Source organism: Agrobacterium sp. El2ro-1b (assembly GCF_048298475.1).
GTDB lineage: Bacteria > Pseudomonadota > Alphaproteobacteria > Rhizobiales > Rhizobiaceae > Agrobacterium > Agrobacterium fabrum.
Genome location: NZ_CP103458.1, coordinates 1429849 through 1446805, shown reverse-complemented (window position 1 = coordinate 1446805; position 16957 = coordinate 1429849). Strand labels below are relative to the sequence as shown.

General features: G+C 59.9%; 16 protein-coding genes. 13 read left to right on the top strand and 3 right to left on the bottom strand.

The window, feature by feature from the left end; all coding sequences use genetic code 11:
• Positions 1-27: 27 nt before the first annotated feature.
• A complete protein-coding gene (locus NYR50_RS07095; protein WP_418137212.1) occupies positions 28-966 on the top strand; it encodes an AEC family transporter in 939 nt (312 codons plus the stop codon).
• Here NYR50_RS07095 and NYR50_RS07090 read toward each other — a convergent pair.
• The gene (locus tag NYR50_RS07090) at positions 950-2158 is read right to left on the bottom strand and encodes a UbiH/UbiF family hydroxylase (protein ID WP_418137211.1); all 1209 of its coding nucleotides are present in this window, start codon (positions 2156-2158) and stop codon (positions 950-952) included. The two genes, NYR50_RS07095 and NYR50_RS07090, sit on opposite strands and share 17 nt — an antisense overlap.
• Before the next feature lie 210 nt (positions 2159-2368).
• On the opposite strand from NYR50_RS07090, the gene pcsA reads away from it, so the two are divergent.
• The 12 genes from pcsA to NYR50_RS07030 all read left to right on the top strand — a co-directional run bounded on the left by pcsA (position 2369) and on the right by NYR50_RS07030 (position 14367).
• Positions 2369-3094: a phosphatidylcholine synthase gene (gene pcsA, locus NYR50_RS07085; protein ID WP_418137210.1), complete on the top strand. Its 726-nt coding sequence runs from the start codon at positions 2369-2371 to the stop codon at positions 3092-3094.
• Between the two features lie 211 nt (positions 3095-3305).
• A complete protein-coding gene (locus tag NYR50_RS07080) occupies positions 3306-4865 on the top strand; it encodes an ABC transporter ATP-binding protein (RefSeq protein WP_418137269.1) in 1560 nt (519 codons plus the stop codon).
• Complete coding sequence (locus NYR50_RS07075) at positions 4855-5946, top strand: ABC transporter permease (RefSeq protein WP_006314291.1); 1092 nt, start codon at positions 4855-4857, stop codon at positions 5944-5946. Before NYR50_RS07080 ends, NYR50_RS07075 begins: the two co-directional genes overlap by 11 nt.
• Positions 5946-6866 (top strand): ABC transporter permease, encoded by a 921-nt coding sequence (locus NYR50_RS07070; protein WP_418137268.1) that lies wholly within the window; start codon positions 5946-5948, stop codon positions 6864-6866. Before NYR50_RS07075 ends, NYR50_RS07070 begins: the two co-directional genes overlap by 1 nt.
• Positions 6867-6904: 38 nt before the next feature.
• Positions 6905-7978, top strand: coding sequence for a BMP family ABC transporter substrate-binding protein (locus NYR50_RS07065; RefSeq protein ID WP_418137209.1), 1074 nt, complete (start codon positions 6905-6907; stop codon positions 7976-7978).
• A gap of 214 nt (positions 7979-8192) precedes the next feature.
• The gene (locus tag NYR50_RS07060; RefSeq protein WP_418137208.1) at positions 8193-8930 is read left to right on the top strand and encodes a FadR/GntR family transcriptional regulator; all 738 of its coding nucleotides are present in this window, start codon (positions 8193-8195) and stop codon (positions 8928-8930) included.
• Between the two features lie 210 nt (positions 8931-9140).
• Positions 9141-10502, top strand: a complete 1362-nt coding sequence (glmU, locus tag NYR50_RS07055; protein ID WP_418137207.1) for a bifunctional UDP-N-acetylglucosamine diphosphorylase/glucosamine-1-phosphate N-acetyltransferase GlmU — start codon at positions 9141-9143, stop codon at positions 10500-10502.
• 204 nt (positions 10503-10706) lie between these two features.
• Positions 10707-12533: a glutamine--fructose-6-phosphate transaminase (isomerizing) gene (gene glmS / locus NYR50_RS07050; protein WP_418137206.1), complete on the top strand. Its 1827-nt coding sequence runs from the start codon at positions 10707-10709 to the stop codon at positions 12531-12533.
• Positions 12530-13033, top strand: a complete 504-nt coding sequence (locus NYR50_RS07045; RefSeq protein WP_418137205.1) for a GNAT family N-acetyltransferase — start codon at positions 12530-12532, stop codon at positions 13031-13033. Before glmS ends, NYR50_RS07045 begins: the two co-directional genes overlap by 4 nt.
• 13 nt (positions 13034-13046) lie before the next feature.
• Positions 13047-13715: a DUF502 domain-containing protein gene (locus NYR50_RS07040; protein WP_174008682.1), complete on the top strand. Its 669-nt coding sequence runs from the start codon at positions 13047-13049 to the stop codon at positions 13713-13715.
• 116 nt (positions 13716-13831) lie between these two features.
• A complete protein-coding gene (locus tag NYR50_RS07035; RefSeq protein ID WP_418137267.1) occupies positions 13832-14080 on the top strand; it encodes a CopG family ribbon-helix-helix protein in 249 nt (82 codons plus the stop codon).
• On the top strand, positions 14077-14367 hold the full coding sequence (locus tag NYR50_RS07030; RefSeq protein WP_418137204.1) for a type II toxin-antitoxin system RelE/ParE family toxin: 291 nt from the start codon (positions 14077-14079) through the stop codon (positions 14365-14367). The genes NYR50_RS07035 and NYR50_RS07030 overlap by 4 nt, the downstream gene beginning before the upstream one ends.
• Before the next feature lie 27 nt (positions 14368-14394).
• Here the strand turns inward: NYR50_RS07030 and NYR50_RS07025 are convergent, their stop codons facing one another.
• Both NYR50_RS07025 and recG read right to left on the bottom strand, forming a co-directional pair.
• Positions 14395-14667, bottom strand: a complete 273-nt coding sequence (locus tag NYR50_RS07025) for a hypothetical protein (RefSeq protein WP_080808398.1) — start codon at positions 14665-14667, stop codon at positions 14395-14397.
• Between the two features lie 12 nt (positions 14668-14679).
• A complete protein-coding gene (recG, locus tag NYR50_RS07020) occupies positions 14680-16785 on the bottom strand; it encodes an ATP-dependent DNA helicase RecG (protein WP_418137266.1) in 2106 nt (701 codons plus the stop codon).
• Positions 16786-16957: the final 172 nt, after the last annotated feature.

The window sequence follows — 16957 nt, the reverse complement described above, 5'->3', positions numbered from 1 at the left end:
GCCTCTCGCGGATGTGAGGGAACGACCGTGGCTGATATCATTGGATTGCTGTTGCCGTTTTTTGGCCTGATCTTCATCGGCTACGGTGCAGCGCGCATAACAAAACAGCCGGTCGAGGCGATGGGCTGGCTGAATACCTTCATTATCTATGCCGCTCTGCCGGCGCTGTTTTTCAAGCTTGTTTCCAAGACGCCGGTGGAAGAGCTGGCGCGGATGGATTTTGTCGCCGCCAGCCTTGCCTGCACCTACGGCATTTTCTTGGCTGTGTTCCTGATCGGCCGGTTCGTGCGCCGGAACAGCCTCGCCGAAACCACCATCCAGAGTTTCGCGGCCAGCTACGGCAATATCGGTTACATGGGGCCGGGGCTTGCGCTCCTGGCGCTTGGCGAGAAGGCGGCGGTGCCGGTGGCGCTGATCGTCTGCCTTGAAAACGCGGCCCATTTCATCGTCGCGCCGGCGATGATGGCGGTTGCGGGCGGGGATAAACGCTCGGCTGGAAGGCTTGCGCTGGATGTGGCGCGCAAGGTCATCACCCATCCGTTCATCGTCTCGGTCATCGCCGGATTTCTCGCTGCTTCGCTGTCATGGCAGCCGCCGGAGGCGGTGCAGCGGCTGGTGGATTATCTGGCGCAGTCGGCGGCGCCGTGTGCGCTGTTTGCCATGGGGGTGACGCTGGCGCTTCGGCCGATGAAACGGGTTCCTGTGGAGATCAGCTATATCGTGCCGGCCAAGCTGATATTGCATCCGCTCGCCGCCTATCTGCTGCTGTCGTCGCTCGGGCGCTTCGAGCCGGTGTGGATTTATTCCGCGGTGCTGCTGGCGGCGCTGCCGACCGCGACGAATGTGTTCGTCATCGGCCAGCAATATCATGTCTGGCAGGAGAGGGCGTCCGCGACGATCCTGATCTCGACGGTGCTGTCGGTCTTCACGCTGACGGGCGTGGTTTATTTCATCCAGCCTTTTTGAAGCTGCCGAACAGCAATGATGGCAAGGCCTTCAATCCGCGCCCCGGCTCGATGCCTTCGCGCATCACCATGCTTCTGAGCGTGCTGATGCCGGAGAGTACATGCAGACCGGCCGCGCGCGCCATCTGGATGGGCAGGAAGTCGGAAAGCAGCGACCGGTTCAGGAGATCAACGCTCAGCGTGCGGCTATAAACATCCGCCCGCCGTTTGCGGTCGAAGCTGCTGCCGGCGTCCGCCGCAATCGGCCGATCGGAGACGGCGCCAAGCAGTTCTGTCAGTGCAATGATGTCGCGCAGGCTGAGGTTCAGCCCCTGCGCGCCGATGGGCGGGAAGCCATGCGCAGCTTCGCCGATCAGGGCGACGCGGCCCTTGCCGAAGCGGTGCGCCGTCATGGAGGAGAGCGGCCATGCCTGCACGCTGTTTTCCACGGTAACCGCGCCGAGCATGGATTGCATGCGTTCCTCGACCTTAAGACTCAAGGTTTCCAGCGGCAGCGCCGTCAGTTCTTCCGCCTGCTGTGGGGTGACGACCCAGACGAGACTGGAGCGGTCACCCGGCAGGGGAACCTGGGTGAAAGGCCCCGTCGGTGTGTGGAATTCCGTGGACACATTGCCATGCGGACGGCTGTGGGAAAAATTCAAAACCACGGCGGTCTGCGGATAGGACCAGGATTTGACGCCGATGCCGGCCGCTTCCCGCACCATCGATTTCCTGCCGTCTGCGCCGATCAGAAAATCGGCGGAAAGCACGTCACCATCCGCGATCGTGACCGAAATCCGGTCATTGCCGATGTTGATCGTCTCGGCGGTCGTGTCGAGGCGGGTAATATTGTGTTCCTGTTCCACTGCTTCGCCGAGAACGCCGAGCAGCGCCTCGTTCGGGATATTCCAGCCAAAAGCATCGAGGCCGATTTCGGAGGAGCGGAACTGCACGGTCGGCGCGCGCAGCAGGCGGTCGGTGCCGTCGATGATCTGCATGGTGGAAAGGCGTGCGGCGGCAGGCGCTACGCGTGACCAGAGGCCGAGACGGTCCATGAAACGAATGGACTGGTCCATCAACGCCGTGGTGCGCTGGTCCTTCTTATCGCTTGAAGGTGCGATGAGCGCCACATGGCGCCCGGCCCGCGCCAGTGCGATGGCCGCGATCTGGCCCGCAAGTCCCGCACCTGTTATGGCGATATCGAAGTGTCTCATGGTCGTGATCCATTGTTATTTCCAAAACATCATAGAGGCTTTGGGCGGGTAAATCCACTTTCGCGCCGGAACATCCGCACACAAACATTCGTGGGTTGCGACGCTATATTAGTCTTAGGATAAGCGGATTGAGCCGGTTGCAAAGCGTGGTGAATGGCCGCATACCGGAATGAACAGGGCGGATGAAAAAACGGGGCGCAGGCGCTGACCATGAAAATTTTCAACTACAAGCGTGTTCCCTATGCGGAAATCCGCGCCTTTTCCGTTCATATCTTGACTGCCTCCGGGTCGTTTCTGGCTTTTCTTGGTGTCGTCGCCGCGTCTGAGCACCGTTTTGTCGACATGTTCTGGTGGCTGGGGCTTGCGCTTCTGGTTGATGGTATCGACGGCCCGATTGCCCGCAAGGTGCGGGTGAAGGACGTGCTGCCCAACTGGTCCGGCGATACGCTCGACAATATCATCGACTACGTCACCTATGTGCTCTTGCCTGCCTTTGCGCTGTACCAGAGCGGCATGATCGGCGAGCCTTTGTCCTTCGTGGCGGCCGGCATGATCGTGGTGTCGAGTGCGATTTATTATGCCGATATGGGCATGAAGACGGATGAATATTTCTTCTCCGGCTTTCCGGTGGTGTGGAACATGGTGGTTTTCACCCTGTTCGTCATGGATGCCAGCGCCACCACGGCCATGACCGTCGTCACCGTCTCGGTGTTCCTGACATTCCTGCCGATCAACTTCCTGCATCCGGTGCGGGTGAAGCGGTTGCGGCCGCTTAATCTCCTCGTCGTGGCCATCTGGTGCGCGCTTGGCGGTTATGCGCTGCTGATGCATTTCGAAACGCCGACCTGGGCGGTGATCGCCTTCGTGGCGAGCGGCATCTATCTCTATTGCATCGGTGGAATTTTGCAGTTTTTCCCCTCCCTCGGCGCGAAATAGGAAAAAGATAAAGCCGTTTATTGCTTGTGCAAATTGCATTTAAGCAGCGTCTTTTTCAGTTGTGCGCAGCAGCAAAACAGTTATCAATACATCATGATGGCGCGGCATTGCATACGACTTGCGGCGCTATTGGGAACAATGACCGCGGCCGTTGAAACGCCTCGCAGAAGGCATGGACGTCCGGTGAGAGAGGGAACTCGTGACTGGAACTTTGGCACCGGAGGCCATGCCTCTCCTGTCCGTTCGCAAGCTGACCAAGCTGTTCGGCAATTTCGCCGCCTGCAACGGTATCGATCTCGATATAGCGCCGGGCGAAATCCATGCGCTTCTGGGTGAGAACGGTGCCGGCAAGTCGACGCTTGTCAAGATGCTGTTCGGCGTGCTCTCGCCGACTGAGGGCGACATCATCTGGCAGGGCCAGCCGGTTTCGGTGGCTTCGCCCAGCGAGGCCCGCAGGCTCGGCATCGGCATGGTTTTCCAGCATTTTTCGCTGTTCGAGGCGCTGACGGTTGCTGAGAACATTGCCCTGTCGCTCGACCCGAAAATTTCACTGAAGGAAATCGCCAGGGAAGCGGAACAGCTTTCGCGCGCCTACGGTCTGCCGCTCGACCCCAATGCGCATGTGGCCGATCTGTCGGTCGGCGAGCGCCAGCGCATCGAGATCGTCCGCGCTTTGTTGCAGAACCCGCGCCTTATCATTCTCGACGAGCCGACCTCGGTTTTGACGCCGCAGGAGGCCGACAAGCTGTTCGAGACGCTGGCAAAGCTTAAGGCCGAAGGCCGCTCGGTGCTTTATATCAGCCATCGCCTCGAAGAGGTGCAGCGCATATGCGACCGCGCCACCGTCCTGCGCCATGGCAAGGTGACGGGCGCCTGCGATCCGCGCAAGGAAACCCCCGCATCGCTGGCGCGCATGATGGTGGGCAGCGATGTCGCAAGCGTTTCGCGACCAACAGGCGATGCACTCGGTGCGCCGCAGATCGAGGTCATGGGGCTCTCGGTTGCGCCGCGCACGCCTTTTGCCGTGGCGCTGAAGTCGATTTCGATGCAGGTGCGTGCCGGTGAAGTGCTGGCGATTGCCGGTGTGGCTGGCAACGGGCAGGGCGAGCTGTTCGATGCGCTTTCGGGCGAATATCCCGTCTATAATAATGATGCCATCCATCTGCGCGGCAAGCCGGTCGGTCGTCTCGGCATCAATGGCCGGCGGCTGATGGGCGCCGGTTTCGTGCCGGAGGAGCGCCATGGCCATGCCGCGGTTCCCGGCATGAGCCTTTCCGACAATCTGTTGCTGGCGCGGGCGCGGTCCGACCGCAAGGCGTTTCTGACCGGCGGTTTCCTGCGCATCGTCAGGGGCTCGACCATCAAGGCGGCGGCGCGGCGCATTTCGGAAACCATGGATGTGCGCAAAAGCGGAGCCGATCCGCTGGCGGGTTCGCTTTCGGGCGGCAACCTGCAGAAATTCATCGTTGGGCGCGAACTCGATCGTCAGCCTTCCGTGCTCGTCGTCAACCAGCCGACCTGGGGTGTGGATGCGGGTGCCGCAAGCCGCATCCGCCAGGCGCTTGTCGACCTTGCAAAAGCGGGCTCTGCCGTCATCGTCATCAGTCAGGATCTCGATGAAATCTTCGAGGTTGCCACCAATATCGCCGTCATTTCCGACGGCAAGCTTTCCGAGGCCCATCCGGTGGAAGAGATGACGCTAGAAAAGATCGGCCTGTTGATGGGCGGCATTCACACGTCACATTCGGGAGCCGCCCAGCATGCGCATTGAGCTTGAAAAACGGGCAGGGGTCTCCCGGCTTTTCACCCTGCTTTCGCCGCTTCTGGCGCTGGTTTTGACGCTGCTTGTCGGCGCCGTCATGTTCGCCATGCTCGGCAAGAACCCGCTCGATGCGCTTTACGCCTTTTTTGTCGAGCCGCTGCTCGAGGTCTGGTCGCTTCACGAGCTGGCGATCAAGGCAGCACCGCTGATCCTGATCGGTGTCGGTCTGTCGATCTGTTATCGCTCCAATAACTGGAATATCGGCGCAGAGGGGCAATTCACCATCGGCGCGATCACCGGTTCCATCCTGCCGGTGCTTTATCCCGACTGGCACTCGCCGCTCATCCTGCCGCTGATGATGGTCATGGGTGCCATCGGCGGCGCGCTTTATGCGGGTATTCCGGCGCTGTTGAAAACGAAGTTCAACACCAATGAAATCCTCGTCAGCCTGATGCTGGTCTATGTCGCGCAGCTTTTCCTCGACTGGCTGACGCGCGGCATCTGGCGCGATCCCGGCGGTTACAACTTCCCGCAGACGAAACCCTTCAACGACAGCGCCGTGCTGCCGGAAATGCTGGCCTCGGGTAGGGCGCATTGGGGTTTCGTGTTCGCCATCGTCGCGGCAATCGCACTGTGGTTCATGATGCGCTACATGCTGAAGGGCTTTGAAGTCACCGTGCTTGGCCAATCGGCAAGAGCAGGACGTTTTGCGGGGTTCTCATCGAGCCGCATGGTCTGGTTTTCGCTGCTGCTATCGGGTGCACTGGCCGGGCTTGCGGGCATTTCGGAAGCTTCCGGTTCCATCGGCCATCTCCAGCCCAGCATTTCGCCGGGTTACGGCTTTACCGCCATCATCGTTGCCTTTCTCGGCCGTCTCAATCCGCTCGGTATCATCCTTTCCGGGCTGGTGCTGGCGCTGACCTATCTCGGTGGCGAAGCGGCGCAGCTCTCCATCGGCGTGTCAGACAAGGTGACGCGGGTGTTTCAGGGGCTGATGCTGTTCTTCGTCCTCTCCTGCGACACGCTGATCTTTTACCGCATCCGGGTCGTCTTCACCGGCAAGGCACATCGTAAAGAAGGAGCGGCATGATGGATATGCTTCAGGCCATTCTTCTCACCGTCATTACCGCCGCCACGCCGCTCGTCATTGCCGCTTCGGGCGAATTGGTGGCGGAGCGCTCCGGCGTGCTCAATCTCGGCGTCGAGGGCATGATGATCATGGGCGCGGTCTGCGCCTTCGCCATCACGCATATGACGGGGTCGCCCTATCTCGGCATTCTGGCCGGCATCGCGTCGGGCGCGGTCTTCTCACTGCTGTTCGGTTTCCTGACACTGACGCTTGTCACCAATCAGGTGGCAACGGGCCTTGCGCTGACCATTCTCGGGCTTGGGGTTTCCGGCATGCTGGGCGAAAGTTTCGTCGGCCTGCCGGGCATCAAGCTGCAGCCGATCGTCTTTCCGGTTCTGTCGGAAATTCCCTTTATCGGGCCATTGCTCTTCCGGCAGGACCTGATCTTCTACATGTCCATCGCGCTGGTCTTTGGAATCAGCTGGTTCCTGTTCAAGAGCCGCACGGGCCTGAAAATCCGCGCCATCGGCGATAACCACGCCTCGGCCCATGCGCTCGGTATCAATGTCATCCGCACGCGGTATCTGGCGGTCATGTTCGGCGGCGCCTGTGCGGGCCTTGCAGGAGCTCAGCTGTCGCTCGTCTATACGCCGCAATGGGTGGAAAACATGTCGGCCGGGCGCGGCTGGATTGCGCTCGCACTCGTCGTCTTCGCCTCCTGGCGTCCGTGGCGCCTGCTGGCGGGCGGTTATCTGTTCGGCGCCGTCACCATCGGCCAATTACATGCGCAGGCCTTCGGTATCGGCGTACCGTCGCAGCTGCTTTCGGCGCTACCTTACCTTGCAACTATTGTCGTGCTCGTGATCATCTCGCATAATCGCCGCACGACCTTGATCAACACACCGGCATCGCTGGGCAAATCCTTCGTGCCGGACAGGTGAAGAAGAATCCGCAAGTCTCCAAACCAACAGGGGTAAAAATGAAAAAACTGGTCATCGCACTTGCCGCGTCCGTCGCGGCGCTCGGAGGCGTTGTTTCCTCCGCTGAAGCCGCCGACGCCAAGAAGGTCTGCTTCATCTATGTCGGCAGCCGCACCGATGGCGGCTGGACGCAGGCGCATGAAATCGGTCGCGAAGAGCTGCAGAAGCATTTCGGCGACAAGATCGAAACGCCGTTCCTCGAAAGCGTTCCGGAAGGCCCGGATGCCGAGCGCGCCATCGAGCGTATGGCCCGTTCCGGCTGCGAACTGGTGTTCACCACCTCCTTCGGCTTCATGGATGCGACCGTGAAGGTGGCCCAGAAGTTCCCCAAGGTGAAGTTCGAGCACGCCACCGGCTTCAAGACGGCTGAAAACGTCGCGACCTACAATTCGCGTTTCTATGAAGGCCGCTACATTCAGGGCCAGATCGCCGCAAAGATGTCGAAGAAGGGTGTTGCCGGCTACATCGCTTCCTTCCCGATCCCGGAAGTGGTGATGGGCATCGACGCTTTCGTTCTTGGCGCGCAGTCCGTCAATCCTGAGTTCAAGGTCAAGGTTGTCTGGGCCAACACCTGGTTTGACCCCGGCAAGGAAGCCGATGCCGCCAAGGCGCTTATCGACCAGGGCGTTGATATCCTGACGCAGCACACCGACACGACGGCTCCGATGCAGGTTGCAGCCGAGCGCGGCATCAAGGCCTTCGGTCAGGCTTCCGATATGATCAAGGCCGGTCCGGAGACACAGCTGACCGCGATCAAGGACACCTGGGGCGCTTATTACATCAAGCGCACGCAGGCCCTGCTTGACGGCACGTGGAAGTCCGAATCCATCTGGGACGGCCTGAAGGACGGCATCCTGACCATGGCGCCTTACACCAACATGCCTGACGACGTGAAGAAGATGGCTGAGGAAACCGAAGCCAAGATCAAGTCAGGCGAGTTGCACCCCTTTACCGGTCCGGTGAAGAAGCAGGACGGTTCGGAATGGCTGAAGGCGGGTGAAAAGGCCGAAGACAAGGTTCTGCTCGGCCTCAACTTCTACGTTGCCGGCGTGGACGACAAGCTGCCGCAATAATGCGGATTGTCTTCCATTACTGATGAAAGGCCGCGCATGAAACTCATGTGCGGCCTTGCTTATTTTCATACGTTTTACTGTGCGGATGAAGTTTGTCTTTGCTTTTCACGCCACTTGATGTTTTTCACTATAATCTGACTTGAGATACACACGTCTGGCGCGATTTTTTTGAAATCGCCAGCCGAACGGAAGGACATGACATTTGCAGCGCGGAATGCTCGATGCAGCGATCGGTTTTCGAAAGCTGCGGACAAATCATGCACAGGTCGTTCACAAGCTCGGTCTCGATATCGTCTCCGGCACCTTCAAAACGGGGGATATCCTGCCGGGTGATGCCGATTTGATGGAGCGGCTGAAAGTGTCTCGCACGGTACTGCGCGAAGCGATGAAGACGCTGACCGCCAAGGGCATGATTTCACCCAAGGCGCGCATCGGCACCCGGGTGACGGAGCGAGAAAGCTGGAACATGTTCGACAGCGAATTGCTGCTGTGGCATTTCGAGGCTGGTGTCAGTGATGAATTCCTGTTGCATCTCTATGATATCCGTCAGGCTTTCGAGCCCTATGGTGCCGGGCTGGCCGCCGTGAGGGCAAAGGACGCCGATATCACCAAACTTGCCGCTTACGCCAACGAGATGGGCAACACTGCCTATTCCAAGGAAAAGCGGGCGCTTGCCGACATGAATTTCCATGTGCTCATCACAGAAATGTCCGGCAATCCGTTCATGCGCACCGTCGGTTCGCTGATAAAGGCGGCGCTGGTGGGGATTTTCCGGATGAGCAATCCGGAAGCCGATCCCCACGAGATTTCCGACGTCTCCGCCTCGCATCTGAGGCTTGTCGAGGCGTTTCGCCTGCGCGACGAGGCGGGGGCCCGCCGTGAAATGGAACGGCTGATCGAAAATGGCCGCCAGCAGATCCTGCAATTCACCGCCCGCAATCCCCGCAAATAGATCACGAGCCTCCTGCCGCTGATCACGTTTGATGAAAATCGCCGCGGAAATTTTGGTTGGGATTTGCATGGTTTCTTAAGCGGGCCGCCGTTATAGCAATGCCGGAATTACATTACCGATGCGCCTTTCCGGCCGGCCGGATGGCGTGAAGTCAAACATATGCCCCTGTCCCATCCGCTTTGCGGCGGTTGACAGGGTGTTGGAGGTCTTATGGAGCGCAGCTCTCTAGCCATTATTCTCGCAGCGGGCGACAGCACGCGCATGAAATCGTCAAAATCCAAGGTGCTGCATCCGGTCGCCGGGCGTCCGATGATCACGCATGTGGTTGGGGCGGTGGCTGGATCGGGTGTCGGCACGGTGGCGCTCGTCGTCGGGCGCGATGCCGACAATGTTGCTGCGGCCGCGAGCCTGCCTGGCCTTGAGGTGGAAGCCTTTCTGCAGACGGAACGCAAGGGTACCGGCCACGCCGTTCTGGCTGCCCGCGCCGCCATCGAGCGCGGTTTTGACGACCTGATCGTCGCTTATGGCGACGTGCCGCTCATCACCTCGGCAACGCTCGACCGGGCGCGCGAGGCGATTGCTGCCGGTGCCGACGTTGCCGTCATCGGTTTTCATACCGACCGACCCACGGGGTATGGCCGCTTGCTGGTCGAGAATGGCGAGCTGGTGGCGATCCGCGAGGAAAAGGATGCCACCGACGAAGAACGCAAGGTGACCTGGTGCAATAGCGGCCTGTTGGCGATCAATGGCCGCAATGCGCTCGATCTGCTCGGCCGGATCGGCAACGGCAATGTGAAGGGCGAATATTATCTGACTGACATCGTTGAGATCGCCCGTTCGCTCGGTCGCCGCGCCGTTGCCATCGATGCGCCGGAAAACGAACTTGTCGGCTGCAACAACCGCGCCGAACTGGCCTTTATCGAAAAGCTCTGGCAGGAGCGCCGCCGTCATGAATTGATGGTCGATGGCGTCTCGATGATCGCGCCTGAGACCGTGTTCCTGTCCTTCGATACGAAGATCGGGCAGGACGCGCTGATTGAGCCCAATGTCGTCTTCGGACCCGGCGTGACGGTCGAGCCGGGCGCCGTCATTCATGCATTTTCGCATCTGGAAGGGGCCTATCTGGCCGAGGGTGCGGTTGTTGGTCCGTTTGCGCGGTTGCGTCCGGGTGCAAACCTGCACGCCAACGCCAAGGTCGGTAATTTCTGCGAGGTCAAGAAGTCCGAGATCGGCGAGGGCGCCAAGGTCAACCATCTGACCTATATCGGCGATGCTTTCGTGGGTGCAGGCAGCAATATAGGCGCGGGTGCCATCACCTGTAATTATGATGGTTACAACAAGTCCGAAACGCGGATCGGAGCCAACAGCTTCATCGGCTCGAATTCGTCTCTGGTTGCTCCCGTCTCCATTGGAGAGCGGGCCTATATCGCTTCCGGCAGCGTGATTACCGATGATGTGCCTGATGATGCGCTGGCTTTCGGGCGCGCGCGCCAGGAGGTGAAGCCGGGCCGGGCCGTTGCCCTGCGCGAGCGGGCGAAAGCGCTGAAGGAAGCGAAGAAAAAATCCTCTTGAGAGACGTTACCGAGCGATACTGAAAGTGACCGGCGGGATAATTGCCGATTTCAGAGAAACGGTTAAAGCATTTCCAGTAAAGGTGCGCAGCGGTTTTACGTCCGGAAATGCATCAGAACAAAAAGGTGGTGTATTTTCGCATTTCAGGGAAAGGCGGAAATACTCTGGAAGTTTCGGTGAAGAGATCGCCGTCTGGAGAAATATATGTGCGGAATTGTCGGAATTGTCGGAACGCAGCCCGTTGCTGAACGGCTTGTCGATGCGCTGAAGCGCCTCGAATATCGCGGTTACGATTCGGCGGGTGTCGCCACCATCGACAATGGCGCGATGGACCGTCGCCGGGCGGAAGGCAAGCTGTTCAATCTGGAAAAGCTGGTTTCGGAAAAGCCGCTGCCGGGTGTCGTCGGCATTGCGCATACGCGCTGGGCGACCCACGGCGTGCCGAACGAAACCAACGCCCACCCGCATTTCGTTGATGGCGTGGCCGTCGTCCATAACGGCATCATCGAGAACTTTGCCGAATTGCGCGAGGAGTTGACCGCCGAGGGCGCGACCTTCACCACCCAGACCGACACTGAAGTGGTGGCGCAGCTTCTGGCGAAATATACCCGCGACGGCCTTGGCCATCAGGAAGCGATGCTGAAGATGCTGAACCGCGTCACTGGCGCCTATGCGCTGGTCGTGATGTTCCAGGATGATCCCGACACGCTGCTTTCTGCGCGCTCCGGCCCGCCGCTTGCCGTCGGTTATGGCCGCGGTGAAATGTTCCTGGGGTCGGATGCCATCGCGCTGTCGCCCTTCACCAACGAGATCACCTATCTGGTCGATGGCGACTGCGCCATCGTGACCCGGCAGGGTGCGGAAATCATCGATTTCTCCGGCAGGCCGGTGAAGCGCGAGCGGCAGATCTCTCAGGCGACGGCTTTTGTGGTCGACAAGGGCAATCACCGCCATTTCATGGAAAAGGAAATCTACGAGCAGCCGGAAGTGATTTCCCATGCGCTCAGCCATTACGTCGATTTCTCCACCAAGACCGTGAAGGATGCCGACAAGGCGATTGATTTCGCCAGCCTTTCCGGTCTTGCCATTTCCGCCTGCGGCACGGCCTATCTGTCCGGCCTGATCGGCAAATACTGGTTCGAGCGTTATGCCCGTCTGCCGGTGGAAATCGATGTTGCCTCGGAGTTCCGCTACCGCGAGATCCCGCTTGTTCCCACGCAGGCGGCGCTGTTCATTTCGCAATCTGGCGAAACCGCCGATACGCTGGCGGCCCTGCGTTATTGCCAGCAGGAGGGTCTGAAGATCGGCGCGGTGGTCAATACCCGTGAATCGACCATGGCGCGCGAATCCGATGCGATCTTTCCGATCCTCGCCGGTCCGGAAATCGGCGTCGCCTCCACCAAGGCCTTTACCTGCCAGCTTGCAGTGCTTGCGTCGCTGGCCGTTGCTGCGGCCAAGGCCCGCGGCACGCTGAAACCGGGTGAAGAAAAGCAGCTGGTGCAGCAGCTGATCGAGATGCCGCGCATCATGAGCAAGGTGTTGAACGTCATCCAGCCGCAGATTGAGGCGCTGTCGCGTGATCTGTCGCGTTTCAAGGATGTGCTTTATCTCGGCCGCGGCACCAGCTTCCCGCTGGCGCTGGAAGGCGCGCTGAAGCTCAAGGAAATCTCCTATATCCACGCCGAAGGTTATGCCGCCGGCGAGCTGAAGCATGGGCCTATCGCGCTGATCGACGAGAACATGCCGGTTATCGTCATTGCCCCGCACGACCGCTTCTTTGAAAAGACCGTTTCGAACATGCAGGAAGTGGCTGCGCGCGGCGGCCGTATCATCTTCATCACCGATGAAAAGGGGGCTGCCGCTTCCAAGCTCGACACCATGGCGACGATCACGCTGCCCAATGTCGACGAGCTGATCGCGCCGATGGTCTTCTCGCTGCCGATCCAGCTGCTCGCCTATCACACCGCCGTCTTCATGGGCACGGATGTGGACCAGCCGCGCAATCTGGCGAAATCGGTGACAGTGGAATGATTGTCCGGCCGGAACAGCCGAGTGATGAGGAAGCGATCGCTCGCGTTACGGAAGATGCCTTCCGTAACGTCGAACACCGTAGCGGGACAGAACAACTGATCGTCGCGCGGCTGCGGGACGCCGGCGCTCTGACGGTTTCACTGGTTGCGGAAGACAGCGAAGGCATCATCGGCCATGTCGGTTTCTCGCCGGTGACGCTGACAAGTGGCGAGACCGGCTGGTTCTGCCTTGCGCCGCTCTCCGTTACACCGGAAAGGCAGGGCGAAGGTGTCGGTTCGAAGCTGGCGCGTGACGGGCTTGCCGTGCTGGAGCGGCTGAGCGCTGCCGGCTGCGTTGTTGTCGGCGATCCCGCCTATTACGGCCGCTTCGGTTTTCGCCCTGTCGAGGGCCTGAGTGCCGAGGGGATTCCTGACGAATATTTCACAGTTCTTCGCTTGCATGGCGGAACTCCATCCGGCATTGTCGGTTTTCATCCGGGTTTCGATGGCGACAACGCTTAATTCCGAACGGTAAATGACCGATATTCCAGTCAAAATTTCATTCGCAGCCCGTCTGCGCAACAGCTTCCTGACGGGTGTTCTGATCCTCGCCCCTGTCACCATCACCATGTGGCTGGTGTGGAGTTTCCTGCAATGGGCGGATAGCTGGGTCAAACCCTATATCCCCGCCCGTTACGATCCCGAGCAATATTTCGATGTGGCGATCCCCGGTTTCGGGCTCTTGATTGCCGTTATCGGCATCACGCTCATCGGCTTTCTCGGCAATAACCTGATCGGCAAATGGATCGTGGGCGTCGGCGAATCCGTTCTCAACCGCATGCCGCTGGTGCGACCGATCTATAAAAGCATCAAGCAGCTGTTCGAGTCCGTGCTGAAGGAGCATTCGAACTCCTTCAAGAAAGTCGGCCTGATCGAATTTCCCTCTCCCGGGACGTGGGCGATGGTTTTCGTATCCTCAGAAGTCAAGGGCGAGCTTGCTCACCGTTTCAATGAGATGGGCCAGCAGATGGTGGCGGTCTTCCTGCCGCCGACCCCAGTGCCGACGGCGGGTTTCCTGCTGTTCGTGCCGAAAGACAAGATCGTGATGCTTGATATGACGCCGGAGGACGCGGCGAAACTATTGATATCGGGCGGCCTGGTGGCACCGGACTTCACACCGCCGAAGGTGATCGCGCCGGTTTGAAGGGCCTTAGCAAGGCATTAGATTGTTTCCTCCATTCCCACGACAGGATGAAATACCACAAGCTTGACGAACCAATATGGTTCACAAATAATCATAGTGAACCAGGAAAGGTTGCGATCATGACTGCATTCACGGTGCGCTTGCCTGATGAGGTTGCCGAAAAGCTGGATCAATTGGCGGAAAAGCTTGATCGCTCGCGGTCTTATATGGCGGTGCGAGCGATTGAGGACTTTGTTGCCCGCGAGGAGTGGCAGCTTGCCGAAATCGAGGCCGGTTTGGCTGAAGCGGATCGCGGCGAATTCGGAACGCCGGAAAATCTCGCAAACATTGTCGGAAGATATGTAAAACCCGCCCGGCCCTTATGAGTGACCGGGGAATTCGGTGGACCTTGCGGGCGCTACGACGGCTCGATGAAATTGGTGCGCATATCGAACAGGATAACCCGGCTGCTGCGGCCAGAGTGATTTCCCGCATTGTTTCGGCAGCCGATATGTTGGAGGAGCAGCCGGCGGTGGGACGAGTCGGGCGTATCAAGGGAACACGGGAAGCTGTGCTTTCCGACATTTCCTATATCATCGCCTATCGCGTCGGCCGGGATATCGAAATCTTGACGATCATCCATACCTCGCAGCGTTGGCCTTCGGCGCTCTGACCAAACAACACTCTCAGTGTGCCCAAATCAATCCTCGTCATCCAGATCGTCCACCTCTGTCCCCGTGGTGGTCGCGTGGAAAACCGGAACAAAAAGCCGCATATAGACTAGCCGCACGGTCCAGCCTTCTTCCAGCGCCTGCGCCCAGGCGCTCTTGCGGCCGGGTTTCTTGAATTGTTTGCCGATTGCCTTCTTCTGGCTTTTGGCGAAGGTGTCGGGTTGCAGGATATTCTGCGGCGAGCAGAGCGCGTAGCCCTTGCGGAAGGCGGGTGGCGGGCGGCGTGGGTCGATCATGTTCATGGCAGGTCACTTTCAGCCGGCGTGCAGGAAGCGGATCGCTTCGTCGCGGCGGTGCAGATAGAGCAGGGTGCGCAGGCTTTCGCCGCGCGGGCCGGTCAATTCGGGGTCGCGCTCGATGACATAGGCCGCATCCTTACGGGCGATTTCCAGGAGGTCGGCATGGGCTTCGAGGCTGGCGATACGAAAGCCCGGCGTGCCGGACTGGCGGGTGCCGAGCAGTTCGCCTTCTCCGCGCAGCTTCAGATCCTCTTCCGCGATCAGGAAGCCGTCCTCGCTGTCACGCAGGATGGAAAGTCGGGCGCGGCCGTTTTCGCTGAGCGGCCCCTTGTAGAGCAGGATGCAGGTGGAGGCCTCATCGCCACGCCCGACCCGGCCGCGCAGCTGGTGCAGCTGGGCAAGGCCGAAACGTTCGGCATGTTCGATGACCATGATCGTCGCGTCAGGCACGTCGACGCCCACTTCCACCACTGTCGTCGCCACCAGCAGCCGGGTTTCGCCGCTCTTGAAGGCGAGCATGGCGGCGTCCTTTTCCGGGCCGCTCATGTGGCCATGGATGAGACCGATATTTGCGCCGAGCATCTGCGACAGAACCGCATGCCGCTCCTCGGCCGACATCAGGTCGGATTCTTCCGTCTCTTCCACCAGCGGGCAGATCCAGTAGGCCTTTTTGCCGTCCTTCAGCGCCGCACGCAGACGCTCGACAATGTCTCCGATGCGTTCGGTGGGAATTGTGACCGTCTGGATGGGTTTTCGGCCGGCAGGTTTTTCGGTGAGCTTGGAGACATCCATGTCACCGAAAGCTGCCAGCACCAGCGTGCGCGGAATGGGCGTGGCGGTCATGACCAGCATATGGGGCGTGATGCCCTTGGCAGTAAGGCGCAGGCGCTGGTGCACGCCGAAACGGTGCTGTTCGTCCACCACGGCCAGCACGAGGTTTTTGTAACTCACGCTGTCCTGAAACAGCGCATGCGTGCCGATGACGATCTGTGCTTCGCCTGATGCGACGCGCTCCTCGATCTCGCGGCGTTCCTTGCCTTTCGTCCGTCCAGTCAGCACCTCGACTGTAAGCCCTACGGCCTTTGCAAGTTTAGATATGGTGGCGAAGTGCTGGCGGGCGAGGATTTCAGTCGGCGCCATCAGCACCGCCTGTCCGCCGGCCTCCACTGCTGTCGCCATGGCCATCAGCGCCACCAGCGTCTTGCCGGCGCCAACATCGCCCTGAAGCAGCCGCAACATGCGGTCTTCGCCGGCCATATCGGTCAGGATATCCTTCACCGCCGCGCTTTGGCTTGCCGTCAGCGAGAAGGGCAGCTGCGACAGGATCTTTGCGGCGATATCACCCTTGGCGCGGATCGGCTGGCCCGCCACCTTGCGTAGTCGTTGCCGCACCAGCGCCAGTGATAGCTGCCCGGCGAGGAATTCGTCATAGGCGAGCCGTCTGCGCGCCGGGGCCTGCGGGTCGATATCGGCGCTGTCGCGCGGGTCATGCAGCTCGCGGAAGCTCGAGGCGACATCCCCGAAACCCTGCCGGGTCTTGAGCGTCTCGTCTATCCATTCCGGAAATACGGGCAGCTTCGACAGCCCGCCTTCGATCGCCCGTCGCAGCACCTTTGCGGAAAGACCTGCGGTCATGGGGTAAACCGCTTCCACCAGCGGCAGGTTTTCCGCCTCGGAAAGCTTCACCATGAAATCCGGGTGCACCATGGAGGCGCGGCCGTTGAACCAGTCCACCTTGCCGCTGACGAGCACCTCTTCATCGACGGGAAGGGCCTTGGACAGCCAGTCGCCCTTGGCACGGAAGAAGGTCAGCGCCAGTTCGCCGGTCTCGTCATGCAGGAAAACGCGATAGGGGGCGGAGCGATTGCCTGCGGGTGGCGGTTGGTGCCGGTCGACACGTCCCTGGATGGTGACAATGGCGCCGGGTGCGGCAAGCGCAATGCCGGGGCGGTTGCGACGGTCGATGACGTTCGACGGGGCGTGGAACAGGAGATCGATGACGCGGGTGTCGTCGGCGCTTTCCCGGCTCAACAATTTCGCCAGCAGATCGGCAAGCTTCGGCCCTACACCGGCAAGGGTGAAGACGGAGGCAAACAGCGGATCGAGAATGGCCGGGCGCATGGTCAGCAAAATCGGGGAAGGGGACGCGTTATGCAAGACTTGGCGTCCGACAAACAGGGTTTATCACCGGCAGATTTTAGCCGCCGTGGCATTATTTCTATAAAAACCGGTTTCAAGCGTTCGCCTCCTGTTCTATAGGAGGTCGCAATCAACATCCTGTTGAATAGCCAAC

Excerpts from the sequence above, each read along its gene's own strand:
- NYR50_RS07090 (WP_418137211.1), bottom strand. The coding sequence starts at position 2,158 with ATGAGACACTTCGATATCGCCATAACAGGTGCGGGACTTGCGGGCCAG.
- pcsA (WP_418137210.1), top strand. The coding sequence starts at position 2,369 with ATGAAAATTTTCAACTACAAGCGTGTTCCCTATGCGGAAATCCGCGCC.
- NYR50_RS07075 (WP_006314291.1), top strand. The coding sequence starts at position 4,855 with ATGCGCATTGAGCTTGAAAAACGGGCAGGGGTCTCCCGGCTTTTCACC.
- NYR50_RS07070 (WP_418137268.1), top strand. The coding sequence starts at position 5,946 with ATGGATATGCTTCAGGCCATTCTTCTCACCGTCATTACCGCCGCCACG.
- NYR50_RS07065 (WP_418137209.1), top strand. The coding sequence starts at position 6,905 with ATGAAAAAACTGGTCATCGCACTTGCCGCGTCCGTCGCGGCGCTCGGA.
- NYR50_RS07060 (WP_418137208.1), top strand. The coding sequence starts at position 8,193 with ATGCTCGATGCAGCGATCGGTTTTCGAAAGCTGCGGACAAATCATGCA.
- glmU (WP_418137207.1), top strand. The coding sequence starts at position 9,141 with ATGGAGCGCAGCTCTCTAGCCATTATTCTCGCAGCGGGCGACAGCACG.
- glmS (WP_418137206.1), top strand. The coding sequence starts at position 10,707 with ATGTGCGGAATTGTCGGAATTGTCGGAACGCAGCCCGTTGCTGAACGG.
- NYR50_RS07045 (WP_418137205.1), top strand. The coding sequence starts at position 12,530 with ATGATTGTCCGGCCGGAACAGCCGAGTGATGAGGAAGCGATCGCTCGC.
- NYR50_RS07040 (WP_174008682.1), top strand. The coding sequence starts at position 13,047 with ATGACCGATATTCCAGTCAAAATTTCATTCGCAGCCCGTCTGCGCAAC.
- NYR50_RS07030 (WP_418137204.1), top strand. The coding sequence starts at position 14,077 with ATGAGTGACCGGGGAATTCGGTGGACCTTGCGGGCGCTACGACGGCTC.
- NYR50_RS07025 (WP_080808398.1), bottom strand. The coding sequence starts at position 14,667 with ATGAACATGATCGACCCACGCCGCCCGCCACCCGCCTTCCGCAAGGGC.
- recG (WP_418137266.1), bottom strand. The coding sequence starts at position 16,785 with ATGCGCCCGGCCATTCTCGATCCGCTGTTTGCCTCCGTCTTCACCCTT.